Annotated in this window: 21 protein-coding genes; 13 read left to right on the plus strand and 8 right to left on the minus strand. The window is 72.4% G+C overall.

What is annotated here, in order from left to right; all coding sequences use genetic code 11:
- Nucleotides 1-99: 99 nt before the first annotated feature.
- Nucleotides 100-2,211 (minus strand): M6 family metalloprotease domain-containing protein, encoded by a 2,112-nt coding sequence (locus ACIBST_RS30260; RefSeq protein WP_397176561.1) that lies wholly within the window; start codon nucleotides 2,209-2,211, stop codon nucleotides 100-102.
- Nucleotides 2,212-2,321: 110 nt separating this feature from the next.
- Here ACIBST_RS30260 and ACIBST_RS30265 point away from each other — a divergent pair, with 110 nt between their 5' ends.
- Nucleotides 2,322-3,476 (plus strand): PucR family transcriptional regulator, encoded by a 1,155-nt coding sequence (locus ACIBST_RS30265; RefSeq protein ID WP_397176562.1) that lies wholly within the window; start codon nucleotides 2,322-2,324, stop codon nucleotides 3,474-3,476.
- 129 nt (nucleotides 3,477-3,605) lie between these two features.
- On the plus strand, nucleotides 3,606-4,733 hold the full coding sequence (locus tag ACIBST_RS30270) for a hypothetical protein (protein ID WP_397176564.1): 1,128 nt from the start codon (nucleotides 3,606-3,608) through the stop codon (nucleotides 4,731-4,733).
- 38 nt (nucleotides 4,734-4,771) lie between these two features.
- On the opposite strand, the gene ACIBST_RS30275 is transcribed toward ACIBST_RS30270, so the two are convergent.
- Nucleotides 4,772-5,191: a MarR family winged helix-turn-helix transcriptional regulator gene (locus tag ACIBST_RS30275; protein ID WP_397176566.1), complete on the minus strand. Its 420-nt coding sequence runs from the start codon at nucleotides 5,189-5,191 to the stop codon at nucleotides 4,772-4,774.
- A 71-nt stretch (nucleotides 5,192-5,262) separates the two neighbouring features.
- Here ACIBST_RS30275 and ACIBST_RS30280 point away from each other — a divergent pair, with 71 nt between their 5' ends.
- The 4 genes from ACIBST_RS30280 to ACIBST_RS30295 all read left to right on the plus strand — a co-directional run bounded on the left by ACIBST_RS30280 (nucleotide 5,263) and on the right by ACIBST_RS30295 (nucleotide 10,356).
- On the plus strand, nucleotides 5,263-6,996 hold the full coding sequence (locus ACIBST_RS30280; protein ID WP_397176568.1) for an ABC transporter ATP-binding protein: 1,734 nt from the start codon (nucleotides 5,263-5,265) through the stop codon (nucleotides 6,994-6,996).
- A 119-nt stretch (nucleotides 6,997-7,115) separates the two neighbouring features.
- A complete protein-coding gene (locus ACIBST_RS30285) occupies nucleotides 7,116-8,384 on the plus strand; it encodes an MFS transporter (RefSeq protein ID WP_397176570.1) in 1,269 nt (422 codons plus the stop codon).
- A 9-nt stretch (nucleotides 8,385-8,393) separates the two neighbouring features.
- Nucleotides 8,394-9,947 carry a gamma-glutamyltransferase family protein gene (locus tag ACIBST_RS30290; RefSeq protein ID WP_397176572.1) on the plus strand — a complete coding sequence of 518 codons (1,554 nt, stop codon included), beginning with the start codon at nucleotides 8,394-8,396 and terminating at the stop codon, nucleotides 9,945-9,947.
- Nucleotides 9,948-10,029: 82 nt separating this feature from the next.
- Complete coding sequence (locus ACIBST_RS30295; protein WP_397176573.1) at nucleotides 10,030-10,356, plus strand: DUF5709 domain-containing protein; 327 nt, start codon at nucleotides 10,030-10,032, stop codon at nucleotides 10,354-10,356.
- A 103-nt stretch (nucleotides 10,357-10,459) separates the two neighbouring features.
- Here ACIBST_RS30295 and ACIBST_RS30300 read toward each other — a convergent pair whose 3' ends face one another.
- The 3 genes from ACIBST_RS30300 to ppgK form a co-directional block, all read right to left on the minus strand.
- Nucleotides 10,460-11,122 carry an HAD family hydrolase gene (locus ACIBST_RS30300; RefSeq protein WP_397176575.1) on the minus strand — a complete coding sequence of 221 codons (663 nt, stop codon included), beginning with the start codon at nucleotides 11,120-11,122 and terminating at the stop codon, nucleotides 10,460-10,462.
- A gap of 34 nt (nucleotides 11,123-11,156) precedes the next feature.
- Entirely contained in the window at nucleotides 11,157-15,029 is a 3,873-nt protein-coding gene (hrpA, locus tag ACIBST_RS30305; RefSeq protein WP_397176577.1) for an ATP-dependent RNA helicase HrpA, read from the minus strand.
- 111 nt (nucleotides 15,030-15,140) lie between these two features.
- Nucleotides 15,141-15,872, minus strand: a complete 732-nt coding sequence (gene ppgK / locus ACIBST_RS30310) for a polyphosphate--glucose phosphotransferase (protein ID WP_397176579.1) — start codon at nucleotides 15,870-15,872, stop codon at nucleotides 15,141-15,143.
- Nucleotides 15,873-15,991: 119 nt separating this feature from the next.
- Here ppgK and ACIBST_RS30315 point away from each other — a divergent pair, with 119 nt between their 5' ends.
- Both ACIBST_RS30315 and ACIBST_RS30320 read left to right on the plus strand, forming a co-directional pair.
- A complete protein-coding gene (locus tag ACIBST_RS30315) occupies nucleotides 15,992-17,113 on the plus strand; it encodes a TIGR03118 family protein (RefSeq protein ID WP_397176581.1) in 1,122 nt (373 codons plus the stop codon).
- 228 nt (nucleotides 17,114-17,341) lie between these two features.
- Entirely contained in the window at nucleotides 17,342-17,701 is a 360-nt protein-coding gene (locus tag ACIBST_RS30320; RefSeq protein ID WP_357965343.1) for a hypothetical protein, read from the plus strand.
- A 126-nt stretch (nucleotides 17,702-17,827) separates the two neighbouring features.
- Here ACIBST_RS30320 and ACIBST_RS30325 read toward each other — a convergent pair whose 3' ends face one another.
- The gene (locus ACIBST_RS30325; RefSeq protein ID WP_397176583.1) at nucleotides 17,828-18,421 is read right to left on the minus strand and encodes an HAD family hydrolase; all 594 of its coding nucleotides are present in this window, start codon (nucleotides 18,419-18,421) and stop codon (nucleotides 17,828-17,830) included.
- Nucleotides 18,422-18,538: 117 nt separating this feature from the next.
- Here ACIBST_RS30325 and ACIBST_RS30330 point away from each other — a divergent pair, with 117 nt between their 5' ends.
- The 4 genes from ACIBST_RS30330 to ACIBST_RS30345 are packed head-to-tail and all read left to right on the plus strand — an operon-like array spanning nucleotide 18,539 to nucleotide 23,002.
- Nucleotides 18,539-19,357, plus strand: coding sequence for a DUF4253 domain-containing protein (locus tag ACIBST_RS30330; RefSeq protein ID WP_397176585.1), 819 nt, complete (start codon nucleotides 18,539-18,541; stop codon nucleotides 19,355-19,357).
- 53 nt (nucleotides 19,358-19,410) lie between these two features.
- The gene (locus tag ACIBST_RS30335) at nucleotides 19,411-20,928 is read left to right on the plus strand and encodes a hypothetical protein (protein ID WP_397176587.1); all 1,518 of its coding nucleotides are present in this window, start codon (nucleotides 19,411-19,413) and stop codon (nucleotides 20,926-20,928) included.
- Entirely contained in the window at nucleotides 20,925-21,344 is a 420-nt protein-coding gene (locus tag ACIBST_RS30340; protein WP_364328875.1) for a hypothetical protein, read from the plus strand. Before ACIBST_RS30335 ends, ACIBST_RS30340 begins: the two co-directional genes overlap by 4 nt.
- A 50-nt stretch (nucleotides 21,345-21,394) precedes the next feature.
- Entirely contained in the window at nucleotides 21,395-23,002 is a 1,608-nt protein-coding gene (locus tag ACIBST_RS30345; protein ID WP_397176589.1) for an MFS transporter, read from the plus strand.
- Nucleotides 23,003-23,050: 48 nt separating this feature from the next.
- On the opposite strand, the gene ACIBST_RS30350 is transcribed toward ACIBST_RS30345, so the two are convergent.
- Nucleotides 23,051-23,860, minus strand: coding sequence for an SAM-dependent methyltransferase (locus ACIBST_RS30350; RefSeq protein WP_397176591.1), 810 nt, complete (start codon nucleotides 23,858-23,860; stop codon nucleotides 23,051-23,053).
- 189 nt (nucleotides 23,861-24,049) lie between these two features.
- Entirely contained in the window at nucleotides 24,050-25,300 is a 1,251-nt protein-coding gene (locus ACIBST_RS30355) for a Scr1 family TA system antitoxin-like transcriptional regulator (protein ID WP_397176593.1), read from the minus strand.
- 222 nt (nucleotides 25,301-25,522) lie between these two features.
- Here ACIBST_RS30355 and ACIBST_RS30360 point away from each other — a divergent pair, with 222 nt between their 5' ends.
- The gene (locus tag ACIBST_RS30360; RefSeq protein WP_397176595.1) at nucleotides 25,523-26,254 is read left to right on the plus strand and encodes a hypothetical protein; all 732 of its coding nucleotides are present in this window, start codon (nucleotides 25,523-25,525) and stop codon (nucleotides 26,252-26,254) included.
- Nucleotides 26,255-26,722: the final 468 nt, after the last annotated feature.

A 26,722-nucleotide genomic window follows, 5' to 3' on the forward strand; every position in this document is an offset into this window, starting at 1 on the left:
GCGGTTTGTCCGGTAAGTTTCCCGGCACCGAACACCCCCTTCCGGGGGTGATTCAAGCCGATGGGGCACGGCGAGCGCCAGCCGTGCCCCATCGTTCCGCTACAGGCCGATCACGTGACAGGTGGCCGTGGCGGTCTTGGTCGGGTCGCTCTCCGAGACGGCGGTGAGCTTGACCCGGGCCAGACGGTCGCCGCCGGGCGCGCGCACCGCGTTGACCGTCACCGGCGCCTGCTTGCCGAAGGCGACGGAGGCCAGGGCGTTGGGCACCTGGGCGGTCCAGCCCTTGCCCTGCACCTCGGCCTTGACCCGGTAGACGTCGGAGTTGAGGTAGGCGCTGACGTCCTCGGGGTGCTGCCCCTGGGCGGGGGCCGCCCTGCCGGTGTTGAACACCGGGAACGTGCAGGTGGAGACGTTCTTGCCGGTGGGGACGCCGGCCGCGGGCAGGACCCGCACGCCGCGCTTCTGCGGGCCCGAGCCGTCCAGCGACCGGACGGCGACGGTGTAGGACAGCTCGCCGTTCCGGTTGCGCTTGAGGTCGGTGACGTAGAAGTGCAGGCGGTTGGCCTGGTCCACGTACTCGTACTCGCTGCCGGAGTCGGTCCCGGCGTGGAAGAGGGCGTCGGAGAGCTGGCGGTAGTCGCCGACGGTGATCGGCACCTTGGTCCCGTCGGGCATCACGTAGTCGGTCATGCCGATGTCCTGCGGGTTGGCGTCGATCACCCACTCGAACGGCGCCCGGTCCTCGTTCTTGGTCTTGGCCAGGAGCACGCCGGAGTCGGGGGTGAAGGAGTCGGAGCCCATCCGGTCCACGACCTCGACCGTGTAGTTCTGGTAACCGCCGCGGTCGCACAGCGGGTCGGTCGCCGAGCAGGTGCTCTTGTCGCCGGGTGCGTCGAAGGAGATGTTGACGCCCGACAGGTCGCCCTGCCCCGGCCGCACGGCGCGGGCCAGGATCTTGGCCGTGACCAGGCCGGACTCGTCGAGCGCCTCACGCGACAGGCGCAGGACGTTCTGCTCGTCCACCATGCCGAGCTTGAGCTTGTTGCGCAGCATGTGCTGGGCGCCCATGGACGCGCCCGCCGTGGGCGGGATCAGCCAGCGGGAGTGCGGCCCGCCGGGGCCGTTGAAGCTGCCGCGGCTGAGCATCTCCCAGACGCCGGTGTACGCCCGGACCGGCGGCACCCCGTACGGGTTGTTGTAGTTGTCCAGCACGCCGAGGATGTGGCTGAACTCGTGGGCGTAGACGGCCATGCCGGAGCTCTCGGCCTGGACGGAGTCGACGCCGATGTTGGCGTTGGGCCAGAAGTTGGAGGCCGCCTGCCAGGAGGACCACTCGACGTAGCGCGTCTTCAGCCAGTTGGGCAGGGCCGGGTCGGGCGGGCCCCACTCGTCGGGCACGTCCTCCTTGGTCGGGAACTTCATCATCCCGAACTCCTGCCAGGTGGACGACTCGTCCTGGCCGGCGCTGAGGTAGAAGACGAAGTCGTACTGCTTGGCGACCTCTTCGCCGACGGCGTTGATCCAGGCGTTGTGGCCGTCGGTGCGCAGGTTCCTGTTGCAGGTGTCGCCCGCGGGGCAGCCCGAGGTGCCGTTGAAGCCGGGCTCCAGCGCGTACTCGTGGTCCTTGCCCGGCATCGTGTACGGGCCGAACCCGGTCAGCTCGACGCCGTACCGGCCGCCGGAGTCCTCCATCCAGTACTCGTGGATGGTGTGACCCTTGTTGAGGTCGTTCGGGGTGTTGAGGAAGTCCTGGTAGAACTTGGCCACCTGGTCGCGCGGGACGTCGTGGGCCTCGGCGCTCGGGTTGGCGTAGATCGTCGAGCCCTTGGGCTGGGTGACGACGAACGCCTGGTTGGGGTAGTCGAGCAACACCAGCGCGCCCTTGAAGGTGCGCTTGGAGCCCTTGACGGCCGGGTCGTTCCAGTTGGTGCCGGGAGGCTTCTTGTAGTCCGCCCACGTCATGTGGTCGGGGTTCTCCCAGTTCTGCGGATCGAGAGGCGTGAGGCCGCCGGGAGGACGGGCGCGCAACGTCTGGGCGTCGGCCGACTCGTCCTGCTGCCAGGGCTGGGTCTGCGGCCAGTGGTTCTGCCGCCAGGGGAACTCGGGATCGACGGTGGGGGGTGCTGCGGAAGCAGGGGTCGCCATCAGGCTCACCGGGAACAGCACGATGGCCGCCAGCAAACCCTTCAGCAGCTTCTTCGGGGCATTCACGGATTGACGGTATAGACGTTATTGACGGAGATCACCGATCAGCTGTAGGGAAGACGTGTAGCAACCCTTCCGACATTTGTCGAAATATCCAGCGTGACCTAGGTGGAGCTGTGGCGGATCTCCAGCGGATCGTGGACGACCTCGCCGTCCGTCTCGGGCGTCCGCTGCTGCTGGAGGACCGCGTGCAGCGCGTCATCGCCTACAGCGAGCAGAACGGCGCCATGGACGACATCCGCCGCGACTCCATCCTGCGCCGGCACACCACCCCGGAGGTGCGCGAGTGGCTGCGGGCGGCCGGCGTGCACGAGGCGCAGGCCCCGCTGCGCACGGCCGGCGCGCCGCACCTGGGCCTGCTGCCGCGCGTGTGCGTCCCGTTGCGGCACGCCGACGGCCTGCTCGGCTTCCTGTGGTTCATCGACGCCGGGCCGGCCATGTCCGACGAGAGGGTGGCCGAGGCCGCGGCGGCCGTCCCCGGGCTGGCGCTGGCGCTGTTCCACGAGAGCCTGGCGACCGGGCTGGCCTCCCACCGGGAGCTGGAGGCGGTCACCGGGCTGCTGCGCGGCGAGCGGGACGCGGCCAGGCAGCTCATCGAGGCGGGCGCCTTCCCGCAGGGCCAGCCGGTGACCGTGCTGGTGGCGCGGCCCCGCTCGGCCGAGCCCGACGAGGGGCTGCGCCTGGCGCTCGAACAGGGGCTGCTGGCGCTGCGCCGGCGGCTGAGCGGCCACCACCCGCTGCACCTGGTGCGCTACGACCACGCCGTGCTGCTCACCGCCGGGCCGCCGGTCCCGCCCGACGAGCTGCACGCGGCCATGCCGGTGCCCGTGGTGGTGGGGGTCGGGCGCACCCGGCTCGAACTGGCGCAGGCGGCGGGGTCGTACGCGGAGGCCCGGCACGCGGCGGAGGTGACCGCGCGGGTGCCGGGGCTCGGCCGGTCGGCCGAATGGGCCCGGCTCGGCGTCTACCGGATGCTCACCCAGCTCGCCGACCAGGAGGTGCATCCCGGGCTCGACGGGCTGCTGGCCGACGAGCAGTACCTGCCGCTGCTGGAGACGCTGGAGACGTACCTGGACCTGGCGGGCAGCGCGGTGGCGACGTCCCGGGCGCTGCGGCTGCACCGCACCTCGCTGTACTACCGGCTGCAGCGGGTGGAGGAGCTGGCGCGTACCGACCTCAAGGACGGCGGCGAGCGGCTGGCCCTGCACCTCGGCCTCAAACTGGCCCGGCTGTCCGGCCGCTACCAGCCCCGGGACGCCCGCGGCGACTGATTGCCTTCGCCGCCGTCGCTCGCGTTTAATGCCAAAAGGGCAAATCCGACGGGAGCGCCGATGGCGGGTGCGAAGCGTGCTGCGCGGGTTCGAGGGCCGTTTCCGGGGAGGCGCGCGCCCTCGCCCGTCGTGGCCCATTCCGCTCCCCTGGTGCTGCCGGTCTGCGCCGAGCCCGTGCGCGACGGGACGGTGGTGATCAGGGGCGGGCGGGTGCTCCAGGTCGGCTCACGGGCCGAGCTGCTGTCCCGCTTCCGCGTCACGGAGGAGGTCCGCTGGCCGGGCATGATCGTGGCCGGGCTGGTGGACGCCTGCTGCGCGCCGACGCCCCCGGGCCCCGGCGTCACCACGCGGGCCGCCGTGGTGGCCGACCCCGCCGATCTCGCCGGCGTTCCCGGCATCTCGTACGTCGAGGCGTCCAGCGCCGGCGAGCAGGAGTGGGAGGACCACGACCGGGACGCGCTGATCACGGCCCTGCGCGAGGTGGACCGGCCGTGCCCGGTCGGCATCGCGGCCCGGACCCGCGACCCGCACGTGCTGGAGGAGGTCGCCGTGCTGGCCAGGACGTTCGGCCTGCGGCTGCTGGCCGGGCTGGACCGGCACTCGCCCATGGCGCTGGACGAGGCCGGCGCGCTCGGCCCCCACTGCCACGTGGCCTGCGCCCGGCCGCTCGACCCCGGCGAGCGCAAGCTGCTGCGCCTGCGCCGGAGCGTGGTCGCGATCTGCCCGCCGGGGCAGGAGCAGGCCGCCGACGTGCTGGCCCTCCTGGAGGAGGGCAACCACCTCGCCCTGGGCAGCCACGCCCTGGGCCACCCCGACCTCGACCACCCCGACCTTGACCACCCGGCCCGGGGCCGCCTCGCCGCGGGCCGCCTCGACCCGGGCAGGCTCGACCCCGGCAGCCTCGGCCCGGCCGGCGCCGGGCCGGGCGACCTGCTCGGGCCGGGCGACCTGCTCGGGCCGGGCGACCTGCTCGGGCCGGGCGACCTGCTCGGGCTCGCGGCCGGCGTCCGGCGGCGGGCCCGGGAGCTCGGGCTGCGGGTGCGGGGGCTGGACCGCCGCCTGGTCGAGGCCGCGACGCTGGGCGGAGCGCGGGCACTGGGCCTGGACGCCGGGCCGGGCCGGATCGGCTCCCTCGGGCCGGGCAGCCGGGCCGACTTCGCCGTCTTCGACGCCCGGGGACGCTACCCGTACTCGGCCCTGCTGTCCCGCCCACCCTGCCTGGCCACGGTCGTCGGCGGCGCGCTCACCGGACCCTGAGCACGCTCACCGGCCCCTGAGCCCAGTCGGCGGCGCGCTCACCTGAACTGGCCCTCCACCGCGCCGAGCAGATCCCTGAGCTGGTCGCGCTGCTCCTCGGACAGCACCGCGAACAGGCTCTCGCCGGCCTCCCTGCGCGCGTCCCTGGCCCGTTCGGCCATGGCCCTGCCCGCGTCGGTGATCACGACGAGCGTCGAGCGGCGGTTGGCCGGATCGACCTCCCTGCGCACCAGCCCGGCCTCCTCCAGGGCGTCCACGACGGGCGTCAGCGAGCGCGGCACGATCCGCAGCTCGTCGGCCAGTTGCACCATCCGCAGCGGCCGGCCGGCCTCGCCGAGCGCGCGCAACGCCCGCGCCTGCCCCGGATTGAGCCCGAGCGGCACCAGCCCATGGACGTATCCGTGCCGCAGACGCCTGCTGACCAGGTGCAAGAGCTCCGCGAGCTCCTTCTCTCCCATACCGACGATTTTAGCCGGAACAATTATGAGTTAACCTCTGTTTGAGTGGACATCCGAAAGGAGGCCCCATATTGGCCGACGAACCACGCGCGCCGGTGCGGCGCATCATCGGACTCTTCACCCCCTACCGCGGCCGGCTGGTCCTGGTGGGGGCGTTCATCCTGCTGTCGTCCCTGGTCGGGCTGGCCTCGCCGTTCCTGCTGCGCGAGGTGCTGGACGTGGCGATCCCGTCCCGCGACGCGCTGCTGCTCACGCTGCTGGCGCTCGGCATGGTCGCGGTCGCGGTCACCACGAGCGTGTTCGACGTGCTGCAGACGCTCATCTCCACCACCGTGGGCCAGCGGGTGATGCACGACCTGCGCATCTCGGTCTACTCCCACCTCCAGCGCATGTCGCTGGCCTTCTTCACCCGCACCAGGACGGGCGAGGTGCAGTCGCGCATAGCCAACGACATCGGCGGCATGCAGTCGGTGGTCACCTCGACCGCGACCTCGATCATCTCCAACCTCACCACCGTGATCGCCGCGATCGTGGCCATGCTCGCCCTCGACTGGCGGCTGACGGTGATCTCGCTGCTGCTGCTGCCGGTGTTCGTGTGGATCAGCAGGAAGGTCGGCGCCGAGCGCAAGCGCATCACCAGCGAACGGCAGCGCAAGCTCGCCGTGATCTCCTCGATGGTCCAGGAGTCGCTGTCGATCAGCGGCGTCCTGCTGGGCCGGACGATGGGCCGCTCCGCCGAGCTGACCGACCGGTTCGGCCGCGCCTCCGACGAGCTGGCCGAGCTCGGCGTACGGACGAGCATGGCCGGACGCTGGCGGCAGTCGTCGATCCAGATCATCATGGCCGCGATGCCCGCCCTGATCTACTGGGCCGTCGGCCACACCGGCATCATCTCCGTCGGCACCCTCGTGGCCTTCACCACGCTCCAGTCGAGCCTGTTCCGGCCGACGGTGTCACTGCTGCGGCTGGGCGTCGAGGTGCAGAGCTCGCTGGCGCTGTTCGGCCGCATCTTCGAGTACCTGGACCTGTCGGTGGACATCCACCCCGGCACCCGCACCCTCGACCGGGTACGCGGCGAGGTGCGCTTCGAGCAGGTCGACTTCGCCTACGAGGACGAGCGCACCCTGCACGCCGTCGACGTCACCGTCCCCGCGGGCACGACGCTGGCCGTCGTGGGCGAGACCGGCTCGGGCAAGACCACCCTCAGCTACCTGCTCCCCCGCCTGTACGACGTGACCGGCGGCCGGGTCACCATCGACGGCGTGGACGTGCGCGACCTGACCTTCGAGACGCTGAGCGAGGTCGTCGGGGTGGTCTCGCAGGAGACGTACCTGTTCCACGCCTCGATCGCGGACAACCTGCGCTTCGCCCGTCCGGCGGCCACCGACGAGGAGCTGGAGGCGGCGGCGCGGGCCGCGCGCATCCACGACCACATCGCCTCGCTGCCCGACGGCTACGACACGATGGTGGGCGAGCGCGGCTACCGGTTCTCCGGCGGCGAGAAGCAGCGCCTGGCCATCGCCCGCACGCTGCTGCGCAACCCGCCGGTGCTGGTCCTCGACGAGGCCACCAGCGCCCTCGACACCCAGACCGAGCGAGCCGTCCAGGAAGCCCTGGACACGCTGGCGCGGGGGCGTACGACGATCACGATCGCCCACCGCCTGTCGACCGTCCGCGACGCGGACCAGATCGTCGTGCTCGACCACGGGAAGGTCGTCGAGCGCGGCACGCACGACGAGCTGATGGCGCTCGGCGGCCACTACGCGGCCCTGGTGGACCGGGACCGCCCCCTCGAACTGGTCTAATTTTTCACGCTAAACCTGTTTTAACCGTGTCTTACCTCACATTTCGGGCAAATCGGAATCGTCGCGATCGTGTGGCGCGTTGACTCCCGCGTTTCCCCATACCGAGGCTAGGACCAGTCTTGCCACCGCGCTCCTCCACCTTCCGCGCCCTGCGCCACCACAACTACCGGCTCTGGGCCGGGGCCGACATCGTCTCCGTCACCGGCACCTGGATGCAGGTCCTGGGGGTGAACTGGCTCATCCTCACCATGACGGGGTCGGCCACCAGCGTGGGGCTGAGCCTGGTGATGCAGGCGCTGCCGACGCTGCTGCTGGGCATGTGGGGCGGCGCGCTGGCCGACCGGCTGCCGACCCGGCCCGTCGTCGTCGCCGCGCAGCTCGCGCAGGCCGCGCTGGCCGTCGTCCTGGCGGTGATCGCCTTCTCCGGCGCCGGCTCCGTCGTGCCGATCTACGCGGTCGCGCTGGCCGGCGGCGTGGTCTCCGCGCTCGGCGGGCCCGCGCTCGGACGGTTCGGAGCCGAGGTGGTGCCACCGGCCGACCTGCCCAACGCCATGGCGCTCGGCTCGATCCTGAACTCGGCGGGACGCATCCTCGGCATGAGCCTGGCCGGCGTGCTACTGCCGCTGACCGGCAACGGCGGGCTCTTCCTGCTCAACGCGGCCACCTTCTTCGTCGTGATCGCAGCCGTCGCGCTCATGCGGCGCGCGGAGTTCCACCGGCTCGCCGGCTCCGAGCGGCAGCCCGGCGCGGTCGCGGCCGGCCTGCGGTACGTGCTGCGCACCCCCTGGCTGCTCGTGGTCCTGGCGCTCTCGCTCGTGCTGGGCAGCCTCGGCCGCAACTACCAGGTCACCATGGCCGCCATGAGCGCGGGCCCGCTGGCCGCCGGCGCCGCCGGTTACGGCCTGCTGTCCAGCGTGTTCGCCGCCGGCACGGTCGTGGGCGGCTTCCTGGCCGCCGCCCGGCCGCACCTGACGATCCGGCTGCTGCTGATCACCGCGTTCCTGACCGGGGTCGCGCAGACGCTGAGCGGCCTGATGCCCGCCCTCGGGACGTTCGCCGCGATGATGCTGCCGATCGCGGCGGGCGCGGTGCTCATCGACACCACGGTCTCCGCGCGGGCGCAGCTCGACAGCCCCGACGAGATGCGCGGGCGGGTCATCGCCGCGCTGGGCATGGTGAGCGCGGGCGCGGGCGCGATCGGCGGGCCGCTGCTCGGGTGGCTGAGCGACGCGTTCGGGCCGCGCCTGTCGCTGGGCATCGGCGGCGTGTCGTGCGTGGCCGCGACGCTGCTCGCGGCGCTCGCGCTGGCCCGCCTGTCCGGACGGACCGTCCGCCAGGCGGCCTTCCGCCCGCGCCTGGAGAACCGGCTGGCCCCGGAACGGGCTTAGTCTCTTCACGTGCACAACACCAGATACGCCCCGAACGGCATGGTCTGCAGCGTCGACCACCTGGCCTCGGCCGCCGGGGTGGGCGCGCTGGATCGCGGCGGGTCGGCGGCCGACGCGGCGATCGCGGCCAACGCCGTGCTCGCCGTGGTCGCGCCGCACATGTGCGGGCTCGGCGGAGACCTGTTCGCGCTCGTCCACGACGGCACGGTCACCGGCACGGTCACCGCGCTCAACGCCTCCGGCCGCGCCGGGTCCGGCGCCGACCCCGCCAAGCTGCGCGCCGAGGGGCACACCCGCATGCCGCACCTGCACGACATCAGGTCCGTGCCGGTGCCCGGCTGCGTCGACGGGTGGCTCGCCCTGCACGCCAGGCACGGCCGGCTGCCCATGGCCGAGCTGCTGCGGCCCGCGATCGCGCTGGCCCGCGACGGCTTCCCCGCCTCCCCGCTGCTGGTCCCCGGCGCCCGTACGGCCGCCGCGCGGCCCGGCGGCGGCGACTTCGCCCACGTGCGTCAGGCCGGCGACCGGATCACCCGCCCCGGCGTGGCCCGCGCCCTTCAGGCCGTGGCCGACGGCGGCCGCGACGGCTTCTACCTCGGCGAGTTCGGGCAGGGCCTGATCGAGCTCGGCGCGGGCGAGTACACCGCCGCCGACCTGGCCGCCCCCGGCGCCGACTGGGTCGAGCCGCTGCGGGTGCGCGCCTTCGGCCACGATGTCTGGTCGATGCCGCCCAACTCCCAGGGTTACCTGCTGCTGATGTCCCTGGCCGTCCTCGACGGGCTCGACCTGCCGGGCTCGCCCCGCCATCCGGCCTGGGCCCACCTGCTGGCCGAGGCCGCCAGGGCCGCCGGGCACGACCGGCTCGACCTGCTGCACGAGGACGCCAAGGACCTGCTCGACCCCGCCGAGGTCGCCCGCCGCCGGGCCCTGGTCGACCCGGTCAGGCGCAGCCGCCTGCGGGCCCCGTCCGGCGACGGTGACACGACGTACCTGTGCGCGGTCGACGGCGACGGCATGGGCGTGTCGCTGATCCAGTCGAACGCGTCCGGGTTCGGCGGCATGCTCTTCGAGCCGCGTACCGGGATCAACCTCCACAATCGCGGCATCGGTTTCTCGCTGCGTCCCGGCCACCCGGCCGAGTACGGCCCCGGCCGCCGTCCGCCGCACACCCTGGCCCCCGCGCTCATCACCCGTCCCGGCGGCGGGCTGCGCACGGTCGTGGGCACGATGGGCGGCGACGCCCAGCCGCAGATCCTGGCCCAGGTCATCACCCGCCTGCTGCGCCACGGCGAGGAGCCCGGCCAGGCGCTCGCCGCGCCGCGCTGGCGGCTGGGCGGCGGCGGCACCGGCTTCGACACCTGGGACGCCCCCGACGACGCCGTGCTCGACCTGGAGGAGGGCACGACCTGGGCCGACGGCCTGACCGCGCTCGGCCACCCGGTGCGCACGCTGCCGTACGGCGGCTCCTTCGGCCACGCCCACCTCATCGACGTGCGCCCCGACGGCATGCTGGCCGGGGCATCCGACCCCCGCTCCCTGGTCGGCGCCGCGATCGGCCGCTAGATGGACAAGGATGGGCTACCGGAGGCCCTAAGCCGGGCCAAGTCGTAGGATTCCGGTCCGTACGGTGGGTAGAGGGCGCAGTATGAGCGAACTACCTCCGGACCGATTCGGCATGGCCGACGAGCAGGACATCGAGGTCAGGGAGTGGACCGACGACCTCGGCCTGAACCACGAGGTCAAAGAGGACGACCCCCAGCACGAGGCCACGCTCGACGAACGGCTGCGCCAGGAGTTGCCCGACCGCCCGCGCCGCGCCCCGCGCGAGGAGCACCGCCTGACCGAGCCCGACGAGGGCGCCCACCCCGACACCGAGGACGAGGCCATCGGCGTGGACTGGGACGCCGACCGGGAGGACCTGTCGGCCGAGGAGCGCGCCCTGCGCATCGACCCCGACGAGGACCTCACCTGACCCGCGGAGCCCTCGCGCGGCTCACCTGACCCGCACAGCGCCCTCACGGGCCTGGCTCGCGGGCCTCACTCACGGGCCTGGCTCACGGGCCTGCTCGCGGGCCTCAGGCGAGCCGGCGGAGGGCGGGCAGCAGGGCGTGCAGGTCGTCGGCGATCAGGTCGGCGGCCTTCGCCTGCGGGCGCTCGGCGTGCAGGAACCCCCACGGGCCGCGGCGCAGCAACGCCGTGCGCATGCCCGCACGGGCGGCGGGCAGCACGTCGTTGTCGAGCCGGTCGCCGACGTAGAGGATCTCGCCGGGCTCGCGACCGGCCACCGAGGCCACCTTGGCGAAGAACTCGGGGGCGGGCTTGGACAACCCCCAGCCCTCGGAGGTGTGCACGGAATCGACCGGCAGATCCATCGCCACCAGGGCGTCGAAGGCCCTGCGCGGCTGGTTGCCGGCGATGATCACCTGGAACCCGGCCGCGCGCAGCGCCGCCAGAGCCTCCCGCACGTCGGGGTAGAGGTCGTCGGCGTCGAAGTGGTTGCGCAGCCCGGCCGGGTCGTCGCGCTCCCAAGCGGCGATCTCCGCCTCCACGTCGAGACCGGGCCGGACGAGCTCGAACGCCTCGCGGTGGGAACGGTCGAGCGCCGCCATGCCGCCGAGCGCGCCCATGAGCACGAACCTGCTCACCCCCAGCCGGTCGGCCCAGCGCGACCAGATGCGCGTCTCGTCGATCAGCGTCTCGCCGACGTCGAGCACGACGGCTTTGACGGCCTTGCCCATCACTCCCCCTGTACGTCCGTGTGCCGCCCCGAGCTCAGGGCCGCAGCTTCTCCATCGCCTTGGCGATGCGCTTCTCCGACACCGGCGTGGGGGTGCCGAGGGGCTGGGCGAAGAAGCTGACCCGCAGCTCCTCGATCATCCAGCGGATCTCCGTCACGTCGGGGTCGCCCCGGCGGGCCGGGTGGAGGCTCGCCAGCAGGTCGTGGTAGTCGTCCTCGATCTTGTGCACGCGGTCCATCCACTCCTCGTCCCGCCAGGGCTCCTCCGGGAGCTTGGTGAGACGGCGCTCGATGGCCCGCAGGTAACGCAGGACGTCGGGCAGGCGGCGGGTGCCGGTGGCGGTGACGAAGCCCTTGAAGACGAGCTTGCCGAGCTGGTCGCGCACGTCGTCGGTCGAGGCGCTCGCGCGCAGGCCGTCGAGGCGGGTGCCCACGGCGTGCCAGACGCTCAGGATCTGCTCGACCTTGGCCAGCACGTCGGCCGCCGTGTCGTGCAGCTCGGCCCGGACGTGCTGGTGGAGGCGGTCGAAGCCGGCCGGGTCCCAGGCCGGGCCGCCCAGGTCGAGCATGAGCTTGTCGACGGCCGCGTTGACGACGTCGTCGAACAGCGCCACGGCGCCGCCGTGGGGGCTGCGCGACAGCGCCAGCTTGGCCTGGTTGGACAGGCCGCCGAGCAGCGACCTGGCCGGGTTGGTGACGTTGAGCAGGAGCAGCCGGCGGGTGCCGGGCCAGTGGGCGCGACGCTGCTCGGCGGCCGTCTCGAAGATCTTGACGGAGACCGACTCGCCCGCGTCGACGAGCGCCGGGTAGCCCTTCATCCGGCCCTGCTCGAACACCTTGGGCAGGGCGCCGAAGCTCCAGGTGCGCAGGCCCGTGCGCTCCAGGTCGTCGCCGGCCTCCGACAGGGTCTTGCGCAGGCGCGGCGCGAGCCGGCGCTTGAGCGCGTCGAGGTCTTTGTCCTCGGCCACCGTGCGCTTGCGCTCGTCGATCACCCGGTAGGTGATGCGCAGGTGGTCGGGCACCTGGTCGAGCTGCCACGCCTCGCGCGGCACCCGTACGCCGGTGAGCCGCAGCAGCTCGCGCTCCACGGCCTCCAGCAGCGGCTCGCCGCCCTGCCTGACCCCGGCCAGCACCTGCCTGGCGTAGTTGGGGGCGGGCACGAAGTTGCGTCGCAGGTGTTTGGGCAGCGACCGGATCAGCGCGGTGATCAGGTCTTCGCGCAGGCCCGGGATCTGCCAGTCGAAGCCGTCGGAGTTGACCTGGTTGAGCACCTGCAACGGCACGTGGACGGTGACGCCGTCGGCGTTGGCGCCAGGCTCGAACTGGTAGGTCAGCTTCATCCGCTGACCGAGCTGCTTCCAGGTGTCGGGATAGTCCCGGGCGCTGATGTCGGCGCCCTCGTTGACCAGCATCTCCGGCGAGAACGTGAGCAGCTCCGGCTGCTCCTGCCCGGCCTTCTTCCACCAGGAGTCGAAGTGCCTGGCCGAGACGACGTCGGCCGGGACGCGCTGGTCGTAGAAGTCGTACAGGGCCTCGTCGTCGACCATGATGTCGCGGCGGCGGGCCCGGTTCTCCAGCTCCTCGACCTCTTCGAGCAGCCGGCGGTTGTCCTTGAGGAAGCGGTGGTGGGTGTCCCAGTCGCCCTCGACCAGGGCGTGCCGGATGAACAGCTCGCGCGACAGGTCGGGGTCGATGCGGCCGTAGTTGACCTTGCGGCCGACCACGAGCGGCATGCCGTACAGGGTGACCTTCTCCAGGGCGATCACCGCGCCCTGGTTCTTCTCCCAGTGGGGCTCGGAATAGGTGCGTTTGACCAGGTGCTGGGCGAGCGGCTCGACCCAGTCGGGCTCGATCTTGGCGTTGACCCGGGCCCACAGCCGCGAGGTCTCGACCAGCTCGGCCGACATCACCCACTGCGGCTGCTTCTTGGCCAGGGCCGAGCCGGGGAAGATCGCGAAGCGGGCGTTGCGCGCGCCTAGGTACTCCTGCATCGGCCGCCGCCCGTCGGCCGCGCGCTGCTTGTCCATGACGTCCTTGACGCCGATGTGCGACAGCAGCCCGACCAGCAGCGACACGTGCACCTGGTAGGGGTCGGCGGGCGCGCTGCCGGGCTGGGCGCCGAGCGCCTGGCGGACCTGGCTGTAGATGTCCTGCCACTCGCGGACCCGCAGGTAGTTGAGGAACTCGGCCTTGCACAGCCGCCGGAAGGCGCTGGAGGACAGCTCCTTCTGCTTGTCGCGCAGGTAGTTCCACAGGTTGAGGTAGGTCAGGAAGTCGGACTCGGGGTCGGCGAAGCGCCGGTGCTTCTCGTCGGCCTGCTGCTGCTTGTCGGACGGCCGCTCGCGCGGGTCCTGGATGGACAGGGCGGCGGCGATCACCATGACCTCGCGCAGGCAGCCGTTCTTCTCGGCCTCCAGCACCATGCGGCCCAGGCGCGGGTCGACCGGCAGGCTCGCCAGCTTGCGGCCGACGCCGGTGAGCTTGCCCTGGGCGTCGAACGCGCCGAGCTCGTGGAGCAGGTTGACGCCGTCCTTGACCTGGCGGCGGTCGGGCGGCTCGACGAACGGGAACGCCTCGATGTCGCCCAGCCCGATCGAGGTCATCTGCAGGATGACCGAGGCCAGGTTGGTGCGCAGGATCTCCGGGTCGGTGAACTCCGGCCGGGAGAGGAAGTCCTCCTCCTCGTAGAGCCGGATGCAGATGCCGTCGGAGGTGCGGCCCGAGCGGCCCTTGCGCTGGTTGGCGCTGGCCTGCGAGATGGGCTCGATGGGCAGGCGCTGCACCTTGGTGCGGTGGCTGTAGCGGGAGATGCGGGCGAAACCCGGATCGACCACGTATTTGATGCCGGGCACGGTCAGCGAGGTCTCGGCCACGTTGGTGGCCAGCACGATCCGGCGGCCGGTGTGGCGCTGGAAGACGCGGTGCTGCTCGGCGGCGCTCAGCCGGGCGTAGAGCGGCAGGATCTCGGTGTTGCGGAAGTCGGCCTTGGTCAGCGCGTCGGCGGCGTCGCGGATCTCCCGCTCGCCGGACAGGAAGACCAGGATGTCGCCCGGCCCCTCGGTGACCAGCTCGCGGCAGGCGTCGACGATGCCGCCGGTCTGGTCGTCGTCCTCGGCCAGCGGGCGGTAGCGGACCTCGACCGGGTAGGTGCGGCCGGAGACCTCGATGATCGGCGCGTCGCCGAAGTGGCGGGAGAAGCGCTCGGGGTCGATGGTGGCGCTGGTGATGACGACCTTGAGGTCGGGGCGCTGCGGGAGAAGCTGTTTGAGGTAGCCGAGGATGAAGTCGATGTTGAGGCTGCGCTCGTGGGCCTCGTCGATGATCAGGGTGTCGTACTGGTCGAGCATGCGGTCGTTCTGCAGCTCGGCCAGCAGGATGCCGTCGGTCATCAGCTTGACCAGGGTGCGGTCGCTCGCCTGGTCGGTGAAGCGCACCTTGTAGCCGACGACCTCGCCGAGCTCGGTGCCGAGCTCCTCGGCGACGCGCTCGGCGACGGTGCGGGCGGCGATGCGGCGCGGCTGGGTGTGGCCGATCAGCCCGCGCACGCCGCGCCCGAGCTCCAGGCAGATCTTGGGGATCTGGGTGGTCTTGCCGGAGCCCGTCTCGCCCGCGATGATCACGACCTGGTGGTCGCGGATGGCGGCCAGGATGTCGTCCTTGCGCTGGGAGACCGGCAGGTTCTCCGGGTAGCGGACCTGCGGCACGGCCTCACGGCGGCGCGCCAGCCGCTGCTCGGCGCGCTCGACGTCGGCGAGGATCTCGGTGACGATCTTGTCCCGGGCGTCGCGGGAGCGGACCCGGCGCATGCCGTCGAGCCTGCGCCGCAGCCGCCGCTGGTCGCGCGGCATGAGCTCGGGCAGGCGGGACTGGAGGTCGGCGAGCGGAGAGGACAACGAAGGCGTTCCCATACTGCTTTCAGGATATTTGAGCCCCGTGGCCCCGGAGCCAACGGCCCATGGTGCCCGACGCGGCCCGCCTTCCGCATCCCAATATCGGCGGGCCCGCGGCGCCGGAGCCTCCTACCGCGCCGGCCTGGTGGTGGCGGCGTGGCGGGCGGCGCCGATGATGCCGGCCTCGTTCTGCAGGGCGGCGGGGACGACGGGGGTGTCGAGGGTGACGTGCGGCAGGAACTTGTCGGCCTTCTTGCTCACGCCCCCGCCGATCACGATCAGGCCAGGCGAGAACAGCATCTCCACGTGCCTGAGGTACTCCTCGACCCGCTCGGCCCACTTCTCCCAGCTCAGGTCGTGCTCCTCGCGGGCCCGCGCCGACGCGCGCTCCTCGGCGTCCTTGCCGCGCAGCTCCAGGTGGCCGAGCTCGGTGTTGCAGACGAGTGTGCCGTCGGCGAACAGGGCGCTGCCGATGCCCGTGCCGAAGGTCAGGATCAGCACCGTCCCCTTCTGGTCGCGGCCCCTGCCGAAGGTCATCTCGGCGATGCCGGCGGCGTCGGCGTCGTTCAGCACCGTCGCGCCGCCGAAGAGCGCGGCGGCGTCGACGCCGATCCACGAGTGGTGGACGTTGGCCGCCGTCTGCACGACCCCGTCGACGACGACGCCGGGGAAGGTGACGCCGACCGGGCCGTCCCAGTCGAAATGCTTGACGATCTCGCCCACCACCTCGGCCACCCCCTCGGGCTTGGCCGGCTGGGGCGTGGCGATGCGCAACCGCTCCTGGACGAGCTCTCCGGCCTCGGTGTCGACCGGGGCGCCCTTGATTCCCGAACCGCCGATGTCGATGCCCAACACGTTCATGACTCTCCTTCTCCCCCGCCCTGGACGGGAAAACTCGCGCGCCCATATTTCCGGCCCGGCTGAACCCGCTCCGCGCCCACCGCGTATCTCGCGTCACAAGCGCTCACTAGGAGGCACGGATGCGGCTCCGCATCATCACGCTCTGCGCTGTCGCCGTCGTGGCGGGGACGACCCTCACCGCCCCCGCGCAGGCGACCACCAGGACCCGTTTCGACGTCATCAACCTTGTGTCGGACGTCAAGGGCAAGGCCCCGGTCACCGACCCCAAGGTCGTCAACCCGTGGGGCCTGGCCATGGGCAAGACCTTGTGGGTCTCCAACACCGGCACCGGCACCGCCACCGTCTACTCCGGCACGGGCCGTAAGGAGAAGACGGAGGTGTGGATCCCCGGCGGCTCCCCGACCGGCCAGGTGTTCAACCCGGGTGACGGCTTCACCGTGAAGGGCAGGCCGGCCACGTTCATCTTCTGCAGCCCGAGCGGCGCGATCACCGGCTGGAACGCCGAGGCCGACCCGGCCAACGCCGTGATCGCCGCGTTCACCCGCGGCGCCGACTACAAGGGCCTGGAGCTCGTACGGACCGGCGAGGGCGAGTTCCTGCTGGCCGCCGACTTCGCCCACGGCCGGGTGCACGCCTTCGACGAGAACTTCCGGCGCATCCGCCTGGCCGGCTGGCAGTTCCAGGACTCGCGGGTGCCGCGCGGCTACAACGCCTACAACGTGGCCGTGGTCAACGGCAGCGTGTGGGTGGCGTACGCGCTGCGCGACCGGACCACCGGCAAGCCCGTCTTCGGCGCCGGCAAGGGCTTCGTGAGCCGCTTCAACGCCGACGGCCGCCTGACCGGCCGCATCTCCAGGGTCGGGCTCGACGCCCCCTGGGCCATGACCGCCGCGCCGCGCGGCTGGGGCCAGTACGCGGGCGCCCTGCTGGTCGGCAACTTCGGCGACGGCACCGTGCACGCCTACAAGAACAACCGCCACCTGGGCGCGATCACCACGTCCGGTGGCCGGCCCGTCAAGCTCCCCGGCCTGTGGGACCTCGAACCCGGCACCGCGGCCACCGGCGGGGTGAACACGCTGTGGTTCTCGGCCGGCATCGAGGGCGCCAAGCACGGCCTGATCGGCGTGATCGCCCCCGCCGGCACGAAGCCGACCTCCACGGCCGCCGCCCCCGCGAGCACGCCGGCGCCCACCCGCTCGGCCGCCCCCAAGACGAAGTCGCCCTACGGCGGCGGCTACTGACAGGGGCCCCTCGACGTTTCCGGCGCGGCCGGCGCGGGCCGCGCCGGAAACCCGGATTTCCGGAAAACCTGCGAACCACATATGGACACGGAATGCGACGGAGCAGATACTCAACGTGTCAACACCCTCATCCCTGCTCTCACGTCGCCCCCTTAAGCACCGCATGAGCCGGCGTGTCGCGTGCTGCCCGGAACCCGTGCCTGTCAGGGAACAGGACAAGGAGAGACCATGCCAGCCAAGAAGTCTCTGTTCCTTTCCGTCATCGCCCTCGCCACCGCGGCCTGCGTGACGGCCACCGTCGTGGCCCTCCAGGCGTCCAGTCCCGTCTCGGCGGCCACCCGCGCCGCGCTGCCGCCCGGCTACCAGCTCGTCACCCTGCCCAACTCCAACGTCCCCAACTTCCAGCGCCGCACGGTCTACTGCCCGGGCTCCAAGCACGTGCTCGGCGGCGGCGGCGAGGCCCGGGGCAACGGCGCGATCCTGGTGGGGTCGTTCCCCACCGACGACGCCCGCGGCTGGATCGCCCTCGGCCGCCAGATCGGTTACAACGACGTCGGCATCAGCGTGTTCGCCATCTGCGCCGACTGACTCACCCGCCGGCCCCGCCCGCGCTCCCGCGGGCGGGGCCGACGCATGCCCGCCCCTCAGAGCCCCGTCCTCAGAGCCCCGTCCTCAGAGCCCCGTCCTCAGAGCCCCGTCCTCAGAGCCCCGTCCTCAGAGCCCGCCGAGCACGGAGGCCAGGTCGGCGACGCCGCGGTAGTGGACGCCCGTCATGCCGAGCGCCCTGGCGGCCTCCACGTTCGGCAGCCGGTCGTCGACGAACAGGCAGCGCGCGGGGTCGGCCCCGGCGCGTTCGGCGGCGATCTCGTAGATGCGCGGGTCGGGTTTGATCACGCCGACCCTGGCGCTGCTGACCAGGTCGTCGGCGAAGTAGGTGAGCCCCAGCCGGTCGAGGTGCTCCTCCACGGTGTCCATGGCGTTGGTCACGATGACCACCGGCACGTGCTGCTGCGCCTTGGCCAGCAGCTCCCTGACCTCCTCGTCCACCCGGAACGGCACCGCCCCGAACTCGGCCACCGCCCGGCGGGCCCGCTCGTCGCCGCCGAGGGCGACCGCGACCGCGTCCAGCCACTCGCGCTCGGTCATCCGGCCCAGGATGGCCGGCTCGATCAGCTCGGGGGCGAAGGCCGTGGCCATGAGCGGCAGGGCGTACCGGGCCTCGATCTCGGCCTGGACGGTGTGGTCGAAGAGGCGGAGCACGCCATCAAGATCGGTGAGAACCGCATCAAAGGGGAACACAGCCATCATTGTGCCGTGAAGTACCGCATCCGCTGGTCCGAGAAGGTTTCGCGTGCCACCAAAGCCCCGGGGCGACCGGCGGCACTACCATCTCCGAGACAGGATTCGGTATCGGAACGGTAGGGCATGGACGATCACCAGCTGCCACCTGAGCTGTGCCAGCTGTTCGCCGACGGCGGCAGGGGGCGCAGACTGCCCCCGGGCCTGCCCGCGGGCGACGTGGTCTGGCCCGACCCCGCCTACACCCGGCAGGTCGTGGCGGCCCGGCCGGCGTTCTGGATGAGCGACGAGCACGCCGCCGGCGAGGACTGGTCGTTCATGCGGGTCTGGCACGCGCACAGCGGCCTGTGGCCGGTGCTGCTCGACGAGTCGGCCCAGCCGTGGGCGATCGGGCAGATCGTGCCCGACGACCCGATGCTGATCGGCCACTTCACCGCCGAGGGGTTCATGACCGAGGTGTGGCAGGAGTGGGTCTCGCAGATGCCGCGCGACGCGCTGGCGGAGTTAGAGCCGTACGGGGCGCTCTGCCCGGGGCTGGCGCCGCCGGGGGTGCCCCGCGCCGACCCCGGCGACGTGGCCGACTGGCTGGCCCGCGAGCTGGCCCCCAGAGGCATGCCGCTCGGGCTGGTCGCGGCCGGCCGGGGGGCCGACGCGCTGGCCGTCATGGGCTGGCAGGGCGCGCTGCACCACAACGAGTGGATGGTGCCGATGGCCGCCGTGGTGCGCAGCTGGGAGGACCGGTTCGGGGCCCGCGTGGTGAGCGTCGGGTTCAACACGCTCGACCTGAGCGTGGCCGCGCCGCCGGCCGACCCCGAGCACGCCCTCCACGTCGCGGCCGAGCACTGGGCGTTCTGCCCCGACAACGTCGTGCAGGGGCCGGGCGACCTCCAGGGGTACGCCGACCAGATCATCGGGCGACACGCCTGGTCGTTCTGGTGGGATTGAATCCCCGGCTTTTACGCTACTTTTAACCGCGACAGGGAGGGCTTGGTCACAGCATGTCACGGGGAGACCTGACTCCGGAGCTACTGCATTCCTCGTCCTGGACGGACTGGCTGGTGCAGTCGGCCGGCATCCCCGTCCACGACGTGCCGCTGGTGTCGGTGGGCGGCGGGCTCGGCTCGTTCACGCTGGTCGACGTGCTGCGCATCAGAGGCGTGCCGATCCCGGCCATGCGGGTGCTCTCGACCAGCGACACCCCCTGGCAGACGTGGGAGTACCTGACCCGCGTCTCCCAGCTGCCCGCGCACGAGCGCATCCGGTCCGACGCGGGGGCGCGTCCGGACAACATCTGGGGCTTCCCCTCCTACGCGGTGCAGGAGGCCTGGCAGGACGGCTCGCTCAAGCCGATCCTCCAGGTGCTCGCCGAGCCGCTGTTCACCGACTTCTACAGCCCGCGCGCCGGGCTGGTCACGCAGACCGTACGGCGCGAGGCCGACCGCATCGGCTACTGGCACATGCTGGCCAAGGGCCAGGTGCGCATGGTCAGGAAGCGGCTGGGCGGCGGCTACTTCACCGTGCTGACGCCGCCGCCGGGCACCTCGCCGACCAAGCGGGTGGTGCTGCGCTCCCAGTACGTGCACCTGGCCGTCGGCTACCCGGGGCTGAAGTTCCTCGACGACCTCCAGGAGTTCCGGCAGGCGCAGGGCGAGCGGTACCGGGTGGTCAACGCCTACGAGCCGCACGAGCACGTCTACGACCAGCTGCGCAAGCGGCCCGGCGTGGTGGTCGTGCGCGGCGCCGGGATCGTGGCCTCGCGGGTGCTCCAGCGCCTGATGGACGACCGCGAGCGGTACGGCCTGCACACCCAGATCGTCCACCTGTTCCGCACGTACGTGGCCGGCCCGCACGGCCCGAGCGTGTTCATGCGGCGCAAGGGCGGCGACGGCTGGGCCTACCAGGCGTTCACGATGCCCAAGTCGGCCTTCGGCGGCCAGCTCAAGGCCCGGTTCAGGAAGGCCACGCCCGAGCAGCGCGCCGTGATCTCCAAGACGGTGGCCGGCACCACCACCCCGAAGCTGGCCCGCTGGCAGGAGCAGATGCGCAGGGGCCGGCAGGGCAACTGGTACCACCCCACGCAGGCCGTCGTCGACCGCATCGAACGGGCCCCCGACGGCCGCCTGGTCACCCACACCCGCAGCGTGAACGCCGCCGCCATGCAGTACGTCTCCGACTTCATCATCGACTGCACCGGCCTGGAGGCCGACATGCCGGAGCACCGCGTCCTCGACGACCTGCTGCGGCACGGCGGCGCCCGGCCCAACAAGGCCGGCCGGCTGAGCGTCGGCCAGAACTTCGAGGTGCTCGGCGCCGAGAGCGAGGGCGGCGTCCTGTACGCCTCCGGCGCCGCCACGGCCGGCAACCACTTCCTGGCCGTCGACAGCTTCCTCGGCATGCAGACCGCCGCGCTCGACATCGCCGCCGACCTGACCAGGCGCGGGTTCTGCAAGGGGCTCGGGCCGGTGCGGTCCACGGCCCAGTGGCTGCGGTGGGCGGGGAACAGGAGGCTCGCTTGATCCCGACGCTGGCCGGGCGGCTGCAGACCCGGCTGTTCACGCTGGCCACCGTCGGCGCGGCGCTCACCGCGCTGATCACGCTGGTGCTGCCGATGTCCTTCCGGGACGCCTTCCTCGTGCTGCTGGCCGTCGCCGTCGTGGGCGCCGGGTGGGAGCTGCTGTACCACCTGCTCATGCAGTTCCGCTGGGACAAGGACTGGCCGACGCTGTTCGGGCTGGTCACGGCCGTGCCCGAGGGGCTGCTGATGTGGGTGCTGCTGGACGGCGGGCTCGTCCCCGGCGTCGCCGGCCCGGTCAGGGCGTGGGCGTTCGCGGTGATGTTCGCCTTCGTCTGGCTCGGCCAGTGGTTGTTCGTGAACGGGCCGATGCGGGTGTTGTTCGTCGAATGGCGGCTGCGCGGCGGCCGCCTGCTCTGATCAGGTATCTGCTCACGGTTCTGCTTACGGTTCTGCTTACGGGGGGGGCAATGGGGGGCGTCGAGCTGGCTCGACCGCTGTACTTCTGGCTCGGTTTCCTGGCCACGGTGGCCGGGGTCGTGCTGCATCTGCCGATGTACCTGCACGGCGCCGACATGCACTACCGCCTGGCGGGCATGCCGATGGACCTGCCGATGACGATCGGCATGGGGCTGATCGTCGTGGGGCTGGCGGTCACCGCGTACGGGCTGATCCCGCCCGGCGCGCTGACGGCCAGGCCGGCCGCCGAGGTACGCGTCCGCGCCCTGGACGACGCGCGCATGCGACCGGCGCACATCGGGCTGATCGTGGTCATGTCGGTCGCGGTGATCATCGACGCCATGAAGCCGATCACGCTCGGCTTCGTCGCGCCCGGCATGGCCAAGGAGTACGGCCTGAAGTCGGCGCTCAACCCGGCCGGCGAGCTGCCCGTGGCGCTGCTGCCGCTGGCCGGGCTCACCGGGACGGTGCTCGGCTCGCTGCTGTGGGGCTGGATGGGCGACAAGATCGGGCGCAAGCCGTCGATCCTGTTCGCCGGGGTGCTGTTCATCGGCACCGCGATCTGCGGCGTCATGCCGGACTTCGAGTGGAACCTGGCCATGTGCGTGGCCATGGGGTTGGGCGCGGGCGGCATGTTGCCGATCACGTTCTCGCTGCTGGCCGAGACGATCCCGCCGCGGCACAAGGGCTGGGTGATGGTGCTCATCGGCGGCAACCTGGCGGTCGCCTACCTGGCGGCGAGCTGGTTGTCGGCGTCGCTGGCGCCGACGTTCTCCTGGCGGGTGCTGTGGCTGGTCGGACTGCCGACCGGCGTGTTCCTCATCCTGCTCAACCGGTTCATCCCCGAGTCGCCGCGCTTCCTGCTCGCGCACGGCCGCGACGCCGAGGCCCGCGCGGTCCTGGCCAGGTACGGCGCGGCCGCCACCACCGAGGAGGCCACCGCGGGCGTCGAGCGGGTGGAGGACGAGCACGCGGGCGGCTACTCGCGGCTGTTCCGCCGTCCGTTCACCGGGCTGACGGTGGCCGTCGTGATCCTCGGGCTGAGCATCGGCCTGGTCACCTACGGCTTCCAGTTGTGGATCCCGTCCAACCTGCAGAAGCTGGGCCTCGACCAGCAGACGGCCGACCGGGCGCTGCGCGACTCGACGCTGCTGGGCCTGCCGCTGATCTTCGTCTCGGCCGCCATGTACGGCCTGTGGAGCGCGAAGAAGACGATCGTCACGCTGTCGGCGCTGGTCGGCGTGGCGCTGGCGGTGCTGGCCTTCTCCGGCGAGACGCTGGCGCACGACCGTACCTGGCTGTACCTGCTGCTGGCCGGGCCGATCGTGGGGACGGCGACGATCGCCGCGGTGCTTGCCGCCTACAGCTCGGAGATCTACCCGACCCGGGTGCGCTCGCGCGGCTCCGGGCTGTCGGCGGGGATGGGCAAGGCCGGCGGCGTGGCCGTGACCGCCGTGCTCGTGGCGGGGGCGGCGGCGCCGTCGATCGGCACGACCGCGCTGCTCGGGGCGGTCCCGCTCGTCCTGGCGGTGGTGGCGGTGCTGGTCTTCGGGGTCGAGCCGCCCAAGGGCGCGGCCGGCGACCCGGCCACGCCCGCCGCCGCCTCGACCAGGGCCTGAGGGCGCTTCGGCGTTCACAGGGGCCTGACGCCCAGGGCCTCCGGTCGCTCACGGGACGCGCGCGACGGCGCCGTACGTGCCCGACGAGCTCGGCCGGGCGGAGCAGGCGGCGCCGTGGTCGTCGGGCCGCCACTCCGGGACCCACACCAGCCCCGGATCGACCAGCACCAGCCCGTCGAGCAGCGCCGCCACCTCCCGCCTGCCGCGGATCGCGTGGCCGGGCAGCGTCATCGCCAGCAGGTCCCGGACCGCCGGCAGCAGCTCGCCCGGCACGCCGTCGAAGGTCGTCTGCAGCAGCGACAGGTAGCTGCCGTCGGACGCCGCCTGGCGGACCCGCCTGATCACGTAGTGGACGTACTCGTCGTCGGCCAGGCTGTGGGTGGACAGCAGCAGCACGGCCACGGGCCGGTCCCAGTCGAGGAAGGCGCGCACCACCCGGTCGCCGAGGATCGCGTCGATCTCGCGCACGTCGCCCTCGACCACGCGGACCAGATCGGTGCCCGGCTCGATGGTGGCCCGCGCGCCGGCCAGCACCATCGGATCGTTCTCGACGTACACCACCCGCGCGGGCACGCCGCCGGGGCCGCCCGCGGCCACGTCGTGCAGGCGTCCGCCCGGGGGCAGGCCGCTGGGCACGCCGCTGCCCACGATGACGAACTGGTCCACGCCCTCGGCCGCCAGATGCCGGACCACGCGCACCAGGAACTGCAGCACGGCCCGCGCGGCGGTGGTCGTCACGGACGCGGCCTGGTCATATCGGCGTACCAGATCGCGGTCGGCCGAGAAGTTGTTCTTCCCGCCCGCGGCCGCGTCGAGCACCCGGGTGGTCATGGCTCGGGTCATCTCCAGCTTCGCCAAGTTTCGGATGGCACGCTGACGCATTGAGTGTTGCCCCTTTCCCCTCGCCCACTATCTCGGGAAAAGCCGGTCCTTTCGGACCCCACTCGATGACCCAGACCATATGATCCTCGTTACCGGCCGGAAGACAACAGGAAAAGCATGAATTCTGCGGAAATATGCCTTACCTGAATGACCGCCGGCCGGAGATCATTTCCCGGTCGAGCGCGAGAGGCGTTCGCGGTGGGCCTCCAGCACCTCGTACGTCTCCTCGCGGGTGGTGGTCGTCACCGACAGCTTCGTGAACGCCTGATGGTAGGTCTCGACGGCGGCGACGTCGGTGATCAGCTCGTCGGCCTCGACGCCGTGGGCGCAGGCGACGTCGGGCTCGAACGCCTCGGCGAAGCGCCACAGCGTGAACGGGCCGGTGCGGGGCACGTACGCCGGGTCGTCGATCGGCACGACGTGCAGCGAGACGTTGGGCCGCTTGGCGTGGTCGAGCAGCAGGTCGAGCTGGCGGAGCTGGGCGTGCGGGCCGACGATCGAGCGCAGCAGCACGGCCTCGTCGATCACCGCCCACAACACCGTGTCACCGGCCAGCGCCTCCTGGCGAGCCATGACCAGCGCCAGGGCCTCCTCCACCGACGACTGCCCGAGCGTGGCCGGCCCGGCCACGGTGATCGCGGCCCGCGCGTAGTCCTCGGTCTGCAACATCGGCGGGACGAACTGGGGATGGTAGGTGCGGATCACCGTGGCCCGCTGCTCCAGCGCGTAGGCCGTGGCCAGCCAGACGGGCACCGACTGGGCGTCGTACCAGGCGGCCTCGCGCTCGCCCCTGGCCAGCGAGAGCACGTACTCGCGGACGGGCGGGGCGGTGACGCCGTAGAGGCCGAGCAGGCGCTCGACCGTGATCGGCGTGGGCGCGAGGCGGCCCTCCTCGATCGCGGGGATCGCGGCGGCGCCCTTGCCGAGCGCGCCCTCGACCTGCTCGACCGAGAGCCGCACGCCCATGCGCAGGCCGTGGAGCCGCTTGCCGAGCGCGCGGCGCTGGGAGTCGTTGAGCGGCGGGGCGGCGTCGGGGATCTCGGCGACCGGCTCCGGCTCGCCCGGCAGCCCCTCGGCCCGGCGCGCCAGCTCGACCACGCCGCGCAGCACGGCCAGCGACCCCTCCGACAGCCCGGAGGCCGACAGGCCGATCGCGGCGGCCCGCAGTTGCAGGTCCTCCACCGCGCCGGACTCGTAGTGCTCGTCGCCCACCAGCCAGCCCACGCTCACCTGGAGGCAGGCGGCCAGCGCCCGCAGCACCTGGAGCGTGGGGTTGGTCTGCTTGCCGGTGCGCAACTGGCTGACGTAGGCGCGCGTGATGGGTATGCCCGCCTCGGTGAGGGCGGCGGCGACCTGGGCGCCCGTGAAGCCGCGCTTGGTCAGCGCGAGATCGAGCCGTTCGGCGAAGTTCGCCACGGCGCACCTCCTACCGCCCGTGAACTTTTCCCAGCCTAAGGTACGAGACCCCCGGTGTCCCCTGCCACGCGGGCCAGCTCTGCCCGGCGGGTAGGTATCAACTTATTCGCAAAGTGTGAGTTGACATAGCCCCTCTTTCCAGCACAGTATCGGAGCGCGTGGTAACTGTGGCTTAACAGCCCGGACGATTCGCGAGAGTCTCCGGCAAGGAGGTGGCCGGACGTGACCATGGACTCCCTCGACGGCTCACGCTTCCTGGAGGATCCGGTCTCCCGGGGGCAGCAGCAGGCGGTCCGGCGCATCTGCGCGCGGGTCGCCGGCCCGCTGACGAGCCGCGACGTCCAGGTCGCCGAGCTGCCGCTGGGCGGGGTCGAGATCTGGCTGGACAGCCCGCGTCACCGCTGGCGCCTGCACCACCGCATGGCCCGCGAGCTGCGGCTGGCCGGCTGGCACACCGAGCCCGGCCCCGACCGGCTGCTGCTGCTCGGCTGGAGCGCGGTCTGCCTGGGCCACCGTGCCAGGATGCTGGGCGCGGCCCTGTCCGGGCGGCTGGCCCACTTCGACCGCACGTCGTTCGCGGCCGTCATGATCGCCACCCGGCTGCGGCACGAAGGGCTGTCCGCCGCCGAGCTGCCCGCCGCGGTGGTCGAGCGCTGCCGCGACGCGCTGCGCTGGCCCGCCCGGCTGGCCGACCTCGACGGGCTCGAACGCCCGTCGTCGCTGGAGCCCATCAGGCTCAGGCTGGCCCAGGTGGCCGGGCTGGAGTCGACGGTGAGCCGGCGCTGCGCCGAGCACCTGGCGCTGGCCGCCAGGGTCGCGCGCACGGTGGCCGGCACCGCGCCGCCCGCCCGCTCGCGCGCCTGCGGGCCGCGCGCGGGGCTGACCGAGCGCATGGTCTGCGTCAGCGTGCCCAACAGGGCCGCCGCCGCCCTCGACCCGGGGACGGCGCGATGACGCCGCTCCCGCTCCCCCGCCGGGCCTGGCCGCCCACCGGCCCGCCCGCACCGCCCGCGCCGCGCGCGGCCGTGCCGGCGGCCCTCATGCGGCCGGCTCCGGCGCTACCCCATCCCTCCGGCACCGTGTGTCACGTGCCCGACAAAGTCGGCACGGTGCTGTCGGCCGGCGCGGTAGCGGCTGGCGTGCCGGCCAAACCAAGGGGTAGTGCCTGGGGCCGGCTTTCCTCGCGGCCGTCCGCCCGTGATCGGGCGGCGGCCTCCCCGGCCGGGGAGGCGGGCCCGCCCGGCTCCCCGGCCGGGGCCACCCGCACGGCGGCGCCGCCCGGCGGGGCCGTCGGCGTTTAGGGCGCCCCCACACTGTTAGACCGCCCCCACAGGGGGGCGGGGCCCGCGGGGGGCCCCAACCGACCCAAAAAACTCGGAAACAGACCGGGGAGCGCGTAGGTTTTGAAGAGGGGGGTGTACA

The sequence above is a fragment of the Nonomuraea sp. NPDC049684 genome, assembly GCF_044465345.1.
Lineage (GTDB): Bacteria > Actinomycetota > Actinomycetes > Streptosporangiales > Streptosporangiaceae > Nonomuraea.